The organism is Rhizobium sp. PDO1-076 (assembly GCF_000247475.1).
In the GTDB taxonomy this organism is placed as follows: Bacteria; Pseudomonadota; Alphaproteobacteria; order Rhizobiales; family Rhizobiaceae; genus Allorhizobium.
In genome coordinates this window covers 1-9,013 of the sequence record NZ_AHZC01000065.1, presented here as the reverse complement: position 1 = coordinate 9,013, position 9,013 = coordinate 1, and the positions used below count along the sequence as shown (strand labels likewise).

Genomic DNA, 9,013 nt, shown 5'->3' with positions numbered 1-9,013 from the left:
GACCCCGATCAGCGAGATCCCGCAATCCGTGTCGGTCGTCGGCCGCGAGGAGATTGAGGACCGTGGCGTCACCAATAAGGTCGACGAGGTCCTGCGCTATACCTCGGGTGTGATGGCGCAGCCTTTCGGTGCAGACGGCGACACCGACTGGATCTATATCCGCGGCTTCGACGCGACACAAACCGGCCTGTTTCTCGACGGTCTCAACCTGTGGAGCTATGGTTTCGGTGGCTTCCAGATGGATCCGTTCTTCCTGGAGCGCGTCGAAGTGCTGAAGGGGCCTGCCTCGGTGCTCTATGGTGGCGCCAATCCGGGCGGCATCGTCAATATGATCAGCAAGCGGCCGCTGGACGAAAACCGGACCTATACGGAAACCGGAATCAACAATCACGGAACGGCCTTCTTCAATTTCGACGTCAATCGTGTATTCGAAGAGCAGGGCGTCTCAACCCGCCTCCTGGGCAAGATCGACGGCGGCAATACCGAGACCGGTGACGAATTCCGCGGCGTGGTCAACCCGCAGATCACCTGGAGCCCGGACGAGGCGACCAAGCTCAATGTCTATGCCTACTATTCCTATCTCGACCAGCAGACTGGCTCGAATGGCTTCCTGCCATACGTCGGTACGGTTGTTGACGCGGGATTCGGCCGCATTTCCCCCGATGCAGACTACGGCGAACCATCTACCGACTTCAGTTACATCAAGCAGACGATGGTCGGCTACGAGTTCGAGCATGAGTTCGACAGCGGCTGGGCAGTCTCCCAGAATGCTCGATATGGCCATGTGAATCGTCGGGAAAACTCGCCTTATCCCTACGGATACCAGGATCCCAGCCTTCCGTCATGGGAAAGCTCGGCAACGCCGCAGACAGCTGACTACCAGTTGCACCGTATCGGTTTCGACCACGATACCAGCGTCGACAGCTTTGCGATCGACAACCATCTGAGCGGCCAGTTCGACACGGCAGGCCTGAACCACGACCTTTTGCTGGGCCTCGACTACAAGCATTACCGACTGGATACGTTACAGTACTACCCAACTGTTTCGCCGATCAGTGCGAACAACCCCGTCTATGGCACCGGTGCAGTCTATGGCTCACCCGGTGCTAACCAGACGCTGAGATTGCAACAGGTTGGTCTCTACGCCCAGGACCAGATCCGATTCGGTGACGGCTGGATTGCGACGCTGAACGGCCGCTATGACTTTGTGAAGACCGATCTCGACGACCGTGCTTTTTCGTCAAGCTATGAATCCAGCGATCGGGCCGCCAGCGGCCGTGCCGGCCTCGCCTACGAATTCGCCAATGGCTTCACGCCTTATGCCAGCGTCGGCACGTTCTTCAATCCGGTGATCGGCATTACGCTGGGCGATCCGCTGCTGCCCGAGGAAGGCTATCAGATAGAAGGTGGCTTCAAGTACGAGCCAACCCAGTTCCCCGGCATGATCACCGCATCGGTGTTCCACATCAACAAGGAGAACTGGACAGTCAACCTGCCTGGCACTTTCACATCTGTCCAGGTTGGCGAAGTGAGCTCAACCGGGGTTGAGCTTGAGGCGAAGGCGGACATCACGGACACCTGGAAGGCCATTGCAAGCTTCAGCTATCAGCAGATGGAGATCCTCAATCATGCCGATGCAACGCTGATCGGCAACGAGCCCTACATGTCGCCGGAAGCGCAAGCATCGCTATGGCTCGACTACACTGTTCCCACGGGCACGTTCGAGGGTCTCAGCGTCGGTGGTGGCCTGCGCTACCAGGGTGAAACCTGGGCCGACATGGCAAATACCCTGAAAGTCTCTGACGTCCTGCTCGCCGATGCTGCCATCCGCTACGAGAAGAACGACTGGGGCGTCTCCCTGAACGTAAACAACATTTTTGACAAGGAATACGTTTCGGGGTGCCAGGGCGTACTGGGCTGCGGCTACGGCGAAAGCCGCACGATCACGCTCAAACTCAGCAAGATCTGGTAAACACTGGGCTATACATCAATCCGTACACCGAAAGAGGCCGCCGGCGGAAACGCTGGCGGCCTTTTGTTTGCATCGGCCATGAGGTGATTTTGTCGGTGTCCTCCGTCACTACCGAATTTACCTGCGACAGAGAAAATCGCATCTGCCGCATTTTGAACAAAACAGTGCCCAGATTTGCGATGAAACATAACCAATCAACTTGGTTGGCGCCTGGCGCCAAAAAGGTCCGGTCTGGCGCATTGACCCCTTACCCCCAGCCCCCCAATGCTTCCGGGCCGGACCACACCAGGTTTTCATCCCTAGATTTGATTAGATCTTGTGCTTTTCGATCATCACGGTGGCGCCGATGATCCGCGAGGGCTGGCCGTCTTGGCTTGTGGCCTGCAGCAGTACGGCACAGCCGTCGCTCTTGTCGGAGCCGATGACCTTTGCCGGCAGCACGATGTCGAGCGGCTTGCCGTCCCACATGCCGACGGTCTGTACATCCGTCACGCTGTGCCAGTAGTTCAGCTTCTGGCCGGTATTTTCGCCTTTGAGCACTTCCACGGTCTGGTTTTCACGGAAGTAGACGACCACGACGTCGGCCTTGCCAATGCCGGCGACCGTGCCGGCACCGATCGAGATGGTCAGTTCGTCGCCGGTGCGGCGGGTGTCGATCGGGACGACCAACCCCTGACCCTTGCCGTTCATGCTGTCGATCCGGCGATTGATTTCGACCGCGTCGGTGCCCTTCAGATGGTCGCGGCCATTGAGTACGGCCTGGGGCGTGTAGACGCCGCTGCGGCCAAAGGACTTGGCGTAGCCATATTGCCGTTCGGTATTTTCGGACGAGGCCAGCGTGTCGGCCCAGCCGAGATAGTTCCAGTAGTCGACATGATACGCGAGCGCGACGACGTCACCCTGGCGCACGAGTTGCTCGAAAGCCCTATCTGCGGGTGGACAGGAGCGGCAGCCCTGCGAGGTGAACAGCTCAACCACACCCTTCGGCTTGATGATCTGTTCAGCCATGACGGACGGAGCTGCCAGGCAGAACAAGATCGCACAATTCGCGGCCAGATGCCCTAGCGCGCTTTTGCTGTTCTTTGATGCAGTGTCCAGTCGCATAGTCCGTGACGTAGCCTTGCTTTGCGGTTGTGCAGAGATAGCCCCTCCATCGCCGACAGCAAAGTCACGATGGGGTGAAATTTACGTCATCGTTCATTTCTGGCATGAAGACCCCAATAAAAAGCCGCCGGCGAGGGGCCGGCGGCTCATTTAATTCGAGACAGGACGCAATCAGGCAGCCAGGTCGCGAAGAACGGTCTGCAGAATGCCGCCGTTGTTCATGTAGGTCACTTCATCCAGCGTATCGATGCGGCAGAGGATCGGAAGTTCCTTCACCGTGCCGTCGCTGTAGGTGATCTTGGCGATCTTCTTTTCACGTGGCTTGATATCGCCTTCCAGGCCGTCGATCTCGACGATCTCGTCACCCTTGAGGTTGAGGCTTGCCCAGGTCGTGCCTTCCTCGAAGCAGAAGGGCACGATGCCCATGCCGACCAGGTTCGAGCGGTGGATACGCTCAAACGACTGGGCGATCACGGCGCGAACGCCGAGCAGGTTGGTGCCCTTGGCAGCCCAGTCGCGCGACGAACCGTTGCCGTATTCGACGCCGGCGAAGATGACAAGCGGCGTGCCTTCAGCCTTGTACTGCATGGCCGCGTCATAGATCGACATCTCTTCCTTGGACGGATAATGGATGGTGTAGCCACCTTCCTTGCCGTTCGGGCCGAGCATGTGGTTGCGGATGCGGATGTTGGCGAACGTGCCGCGCATCATCACTTCATGATTGCCGCGACGCGTGCCGTACTGGTTGAAGTCAGCCACAGCCACACCGTTTTCGGTGAGGTAGGCACCGGCAGGCGAAGCCGCCTTGATCGAACCGGCCGGCGAAATGTGGTCGGTGGTGATCTTGTCGCCGAAGAGACCGAGGACGCGGGCGCCCTTGATGTTCTTCAGTCCGGTGCCGGTCTTGCCCATGCCGACGAAGTAGGGCGGGTTCTGAACATAGGTCGACTTGTCGTCCCAGGCATAGGTCTGGCCGGCAGGAACCTGAACGGCCTGCCAGTTGGCGTCGCCCTTGAACACGTCGGCATACTTCGATTCGTAAAGTTCGCGGGTGACGTATTTCAGGATGAATTCCTGGATCTCGTGCGAGGTCGGCCAGATATCCTTGAGGAACACCGGGTTGCCGTTCTGGTCTTCGCCGAGCGGTTCCGTGGTCAGGTCCTTCTGGACCGTGCCAGAGAGCGCGTAAGCCACGACGAGCGGCGGCGAGGCCAGGTAGTTGGCCTGGACGTCCGGCGAGATGCGGCCTTCGAAGTTGCGATTGCCCGACAGCACGCCGGCCGTGATCAGGCCCTTGTCGTTGATCGTCTTCGAGATTGGCGCCGGCAACGGGCCGGAATTGCCGATGCAGGTCGTGCAGCCGAAACCGACGAGGTTGAAGCCGAGTGCGTCGAGAGACGTCTGCAGGCCGGACTTGGCGAGATATTCGCCAACAACCTGCGATCCCGGTGCCAGCGAGGTCTTCACCCAGGGCTTGGTCTTCAGGCCCTTGGCAACGGCGTTGCGGGCCAGCAGGCCGGCCGCAATCAGCACGCTCGGGTTCGAGGTGTTGGTGCAGGACGTGATCGCGGCAATCGCCACGTCGCCATGACCAATGTCATAGTCGGTGCCTTCGACCGCGTAGCGATTGGTCAGCTGGCCCGGCTTCTTGTAGTCGGTTTCCAGGGCCGTCGCAAAGTTCGGTGCGATGGTTTCGAGTGGCAGGCGGCCTTCCGGACGCTTCGGGCCGGCCATGGACGGCACGACGTCGCCGAGGTCGAGTTCGAGCGTGTCGGTGAAGACCAGTTCAGAACCGTCGCCATCACGCCACATGCCCTGAACCTTGGAATAGGCTTCCACCAGTGCGATACGGTCCTTGGTGCGGCCGGACATGGTCAGGTAGTTGATGGTTTCGCCATCAACCGGGAAGAAGCCGCAGGTCGCGCCATATTCCGGGCCCATGTTGCCGATGGTTGCCCGGTCGGCGAGCGACATCGAATCGAGGCCCGGGCCGAAGAATTCGACGAACTTCGAGACAACGCCCTTCTTGCGCAGCATCTGCACGACGGTCAGCACGAGGTCGGTTGCAGTCACGCCTTCCTTGACCTTGCCGGTCAGCTTGAAGCCGATGACTTCCGGCAGCAGCATGGAGACAGGCTGGCCGAGCATGGCGGCTTCAGCTTCGATACCACCAACGCCCCAGCCGAGAACGCCGAGACCGTTGATCATGGTGGTGTGGCTGTCCGTGCCGACGCAGGTGTCGGGATAGGCGGTCGTTTCGCCATCCTCGTCCTTCGTCCAGACGGTCTGGCCGAGATATTCGAGGTTGACCTGGTGACAGATGCCGGTGCCTGGAGGAACGACGCGGAAGTTCTTGAACGCCTGCTGGCCCCATTTCAGGAAGCGGTAACGCTCGCCATTGCGCTCGTATTCGAGCTCAACGTTGCGGGCAAAGGCCGTCGGCGTGCCGAATTCGTCAACGATGACCGAGTGGTCGATGACCAGGTCGACGGGAACCAGCGGGTTGATCTTTTCCGGATCGCCGCCGAGGTTGACCATGGCGTCGCGCATGGCGGCCAAGTCGACGACGGCCGGAACGCCGGTGAAGTCCTGCATCAGGACGCGGGCCGGGCGGTAGGCGATTTCATTTTCGGCCGTGCCTTTGTCGACGAGCCAGGCGGCGACGGCCTCGATGTCCTTCTTGTAGACGGAACGGCCGTCTTCATTGCGCAGGAGGTTTTCCAGCAGGACCTTCATGGAATAGGGCAGCTTCGATACGCCGGCGAGGCCGTTCGCCTCGGCCTTCGGGATGCTGTAATAGACGTAGTCTTTGCCGTTAACGGTCAAGACCGAACGGCAGTTGAAACTGTCGAGAGATTTAGCCACGGATAGAAACCCCGCTGATACTGATAGCCAACACAATCGTGCGGACGCCTATGCACTTCATGCACATCAGGATGCGGGTACGGCCATTTCCGCTGTCCGCCCGTGAAATATTGCTGTCGCAACGTTCATGTTCGGCACAAGGATGAAGTTCACGCCGACCGCTGGCGTGCTTGCAGGTCTTATAGATAGTTTCTAAGAAAGGTTCCAGACCGACCAATGGCGAATTTTGACAAATTTTTGCAACGCGATGATTAAAATCTTAATGAAGGGTCGGCCATGCGCCTGACGGTAGAAAACCTGAGTGCGCGACGCGGCGAGGAATTCATTTTCGTAAACATTTCCTTTGACTTGGGTCCGGGCGAGGCGCTGGTTCTCACCGGCCGCAACGGGTCGGGAAAATCCACGCTTTTGCGTGTCGTTGCAGGGCTTCTGCGGCCCGAGACAGGCCAGGCGGAATGCCTGATTTCGGCCGACGGCGAGGTTCGTCCGGCGGGTGAATTCAGCCATTATCTCGGACATCGCAATGGCATGAAGCGGGAGCTGACGGTGGATGAAAACCTCGGTTTCTGGCGCCGCTATCTCGGTGATGTCGGCGGCGGCGAGAGCATGTCGGTCGAGGATGCGGCCCGGGCCGTCGGTCTCGAAGACATCACGCATCTTCCCTATGGCTATCTTTCGGCAGGTCAGCAGCGGCGATTCGCGATGGCGCGACTGCTTGTCGCCTACCGTCCGATCTGGATCCTCGACGAGCCGACGGCCGCGCTTGATTCGCGTGCCGATGCGATGTTCGAGGGCCTGGTGCGCCGGCATCGCGCAACCGGTGGCATCGTGCTCGCCGCCACGCACCAGCCGCTCGGTCTGGAAGGTGCGCAGCAACTGGAGATGCTCGGTTTCGAGCATGCCGAGATGGAGCGCGTGCAATGATCGCGCTTTTCCTGCGTGACCTGAAGCTTTCCGTGCGTGCCGGTGGTGGCGCGCTGATCGGCGTGTTGTTTTTCATGACGGTCGTCGCCGTCATCCCCTTCGGCGTCGGACCCGATCTCAACCTTCTGGCGCGGATTGGACCGGCAATCGTCTGGATCGGCGCACTTCTGTCGGCGCTGCTCGGGCTCGACCGGCTGTTTCAGGCCGAACGTGACGACGGCGCGCTCGATGTCCTCTTGATGCAGGAGACGCCGTTGGTGCTAACCGTGTTCGTCAAATGCCTTGCCCATTGGGTGGCGACCGGCCTGCCGCTGGTGATTGCCTCGCCTTTGCTCGGCTTGTTCATGAACATGAGCGAGGTGGCGATCGGGGCGGTGATGCTGACGCTGCTGGTCGGGTCTCCGGCGATCACCTTCATCGGTGCGGCCGGTGCTGCGGTCGCGGTCGCGCTGCCGCGTGGCGGCTTGCTGGTCTCGATCCTGGTCCTGCCGCTGGCGATCCCGGTGCTGATCTTCGGTGTCAGCGCCTCCTATGCCGCGGTCGAGGATCCGGCCCCATTTATGCCACCCTTCCTGTTTCTGGTCGCGATCATGCTCTTCTTTGCGGTCATCGGTCCGCTGGCGGCAGCGCTGGCGCTGCGCAATGCGGCGGACTGACTATGCCCGGATTGACCAGGATCAATTGCAGCAACAGGGATGACAGGTTAGAAGCAGTCTCATGAGCGATACCAGCCTTGCCATTTCGAAAATCGGCGATCTCGCCAATCCGACACGTTTTCTCGCGCTGACGGCGCGTGTTCTGCCGTGGCTTTCCGGCATCACGGTGCTGTTGTTTGTCGTCGGCCTCTATATGAGTTTCACCACCGAGGGCGACTACCAGCAGGGCGACACGGTGCGCATCATGTATGTGCATGTGCCGGCCGCCTGGCTGTCGATGATGTGTTATTCGGTGATGGCACTGTCGGCGATCGGCACGCTGGTCTGGCGCCATCCGCTGGCCGATGTCAGCCACAAGGCCGCAGCCCCGCTTGGTGCTGCCTTCACGCTGATCGCGCTGATCACCGGTTCCCTCTGGGGCAAGCCGATGTGGGGCACGTGGTGGGTCTGGGATGCGCGGCTGACCTCGGTCTTCGTGCTGTTCCTGATGTATCTCGGCCTGATTGCGCTGAACCGCGCGATGGACGAGCCGTCCAAGGCGACGCGCCTGAGTTCGGTGCTGATCCTGGTCGGCTTCGTCAATATCCCGATCATCAAGTTCTCGGTCGAGTGGTGGAACACGCTGCACCAGCCGGCAAGCGTCATCAGGCTGGATGGGCCGACGGTGGATCCGGAATTCCTCTGGCCTTTGCTCGTCATGGCCGTCGCCTTCACCATGCTGTTCTTCACCCTGCATTTTGCCGCGATGCGCAACGAGATCTGGCGGCGCCGTGTCAGCGCCCAGCGCCGCATGGCCGCCCGCCAGGCCAGCCGGGAGCACGCTGCATGAGCCATGCCTTCTATATCTATGGTTCCTATCTCCTGACGGCGCTGATCTGTCTTGTGCTCATCGGCTGGGTATGGTTCGATGGCCGGGCACGGCAGGGCGAGCTGAAGGCGCTTGAGGCTTCCGGCATTCGCCGCCGCTCCGCAGCCGTCAAGCCGGGTGAGGGGGCATGAACACGCAGCCCTCCGAACCAATGAAGGCCCGCAAGGGTTTCGGGCGTTATGTTTTCGCGCTGCTGCCACTGGCTTTCTTTGCCGTGATTGCCGGCACGGCGGCCAAGATGCTGTACGAACAGGACGTCAACGGCCGCGATATTTCCGTCATTCCCTCGGCACTGATCGGCACCAAAGCGCCAGCACTGGCGCTGACCGCGCTCGAAGGTTCCGAGCGACCTGCCTTGACCACAGCCGTCATGGCCGGCAAGCTGACCTTGGTCAACGTGTTTGCCTCCTGGTGCGTGCCATGCCGCGAGGAGCACCCGATGCTGCTGGAACTGTCCAGGGACCCGCGCATCACCCTGGTCGGCATCAACTACAAGGACCGCAACGACAATGCGCTGCGGTTCCTCGGAGAACTCGGCAACCCTTTCCAGGCCATCGGCATCGATCCGAACGGCAAGGCGGCGATCGATTGGGGCGTCTACGGCATTCCGGAAAGCTACCTTGT

The 9,013-nt window shown here is 60.3% G+C and carries 8 protein-coding genes; 6 read left to right on the top strand and 2 right to left on the bottom strand.

All coding sequences use genetic code 11. The features are described from left to right. Positions 1 to 1,972 (top strand): TonB-dependent siderophore receptor (locus PDO_RS05420; RefSeq protein ID WP_007598894.1); only part of this gene is annotated, 1,972 nt, incomplete at its 5' end. Positions 1,973 to 2,281: 309 nt separating this feature from the next. Here the strand turns inward: PDO_RS05420 and PDO_RS05415 are convergent. Beyond that, the gene (locus tag PDO_RS05415) at positions 2,282 to 2,980 is read right to left on the bottom strand and encodes a DUF1223 domain-containing protein (protein ID WP_141649824.1); all 699 of its coding nucleotides are present in this window, start codon (positions 2,978 to 2,980) and stop codon (positions 2,282 to 2,284) included. 267 nt (positions 2,981 to 3,247) lie between these two features. Beyond that, complete coding sequence (gene acnA / locus PDO_RS05410) at positions 3,248 to 5,941, bottom strand: aconitate hydratase AcnA (RefSeq protein WP_007598891.1); 2,694 nt, start codon at positions 5,939 to 5,941, stop codon at positions 3,248 to 3,250. Positions 5,942 to 6,217: 276 nt separating this feature from the next. Between acnA and ccmA the strand changes: the two genes are divergently transcribed. From ccmA to PDO_RS05385, 5 genes are all read left to right on the top strand, one after another. Then, a complete protein-coding gene (gene ccmA / locus PDO_RS05405; RefSeq protein ID WP_007598890.1) occupies positions 6,218 to 6,865 on the top strand; it encodes a heme ABC exporter ATP-binding protein CcmA in 648 nt (215 codons plus the stop codon). After that, positions 6,862 to 7,521 carry a heme exporter protein CcmB gene (ccmB, locus tag PDO_RS05400; protein WP_007598888.1) on the top strand — a complete coding sequence of 220 codons (660 nt, stop codon included), beginning with the start codon at positions 6,862 to 6,864 and terminating at the stop codon, positions 7,519 to 7,521. The genes ccmA and ccmB overlap by 4 nt, the downstream gene beginning before the upstream one ends. Before the next feature lie 61 nt (positions 7,522 to 7,582). Then, positions 7,583 to 8,350, top strand: coding sequence for a heme ABC transporter permease (locus PDO_RS05395; protein ID WP_007598885.1), 768 nt, complete (start codon positions 7,583 to 7,585; stop codon positions 8,348 to 8,350). Beyond that, a complete protein-coding gene (gene ccmD, locus PDO_RS05390; RefSeq protein ID WP_007598883.1) occupies positions 8,347 to 8,520 on the top strand; it encodes a heme exporter protein CcmD in 174 nt (57 codons plus the stop codon). The genes PDO_RS05395 and ccmD overlap by 4 nt, the downstream gene beginning before the upstream one ends. Continuing rightward, positions 8,517 to 9,013: DsbE family thiol:disulfide interchange protein (locus PDO_RS05385; RefSeq protein ID WP_007598881.1), on the top strand; the 497-nt coding region annotated here is incomplete at its 3' end. The genes ccmD and PDO_RS05385, both read left to right, overlap by 4 nt.

Excerpts from the sequence above, each read along its gene's own strand:
- PDO_RS05415 (WP_141649824.1), bottom strand. The coding sequence starts at position 2,980 with ATGGCTGAACAGATCATCAAGCCGAAGGGTGTGGTTGAGCTGTTCACC.
- ccmB (WP_007598888.1), top strand. The coding sequence starts at position 6,862 with ATGATCGCGCTTTTCCTGCGTGACCTGAAGCTTTCCGTGCGTGCCGGT.
- ccmA (WP_007598890.1), top strand. The coding sequence starts at position 6,218 with ATGCGCCTGACGGTAGAAAACCTGAGTGCGCGACGCGGCGAGGAATTC.
- ccmD (WP_007598883.1), top strand. The coding sequence starts at position 8,347 with ATGAGCCATGCCTTCTATATCTATGGTTCCTATCTCCTGACGGCGCTG.
- PDO_RS05395 (WP_007598885.1), top strand. The coding sequence starts at position 7,583 with ATGAGCGATACCAGCCTTGCCATTTCGAAAATCGGCGATCTCGCCAAT.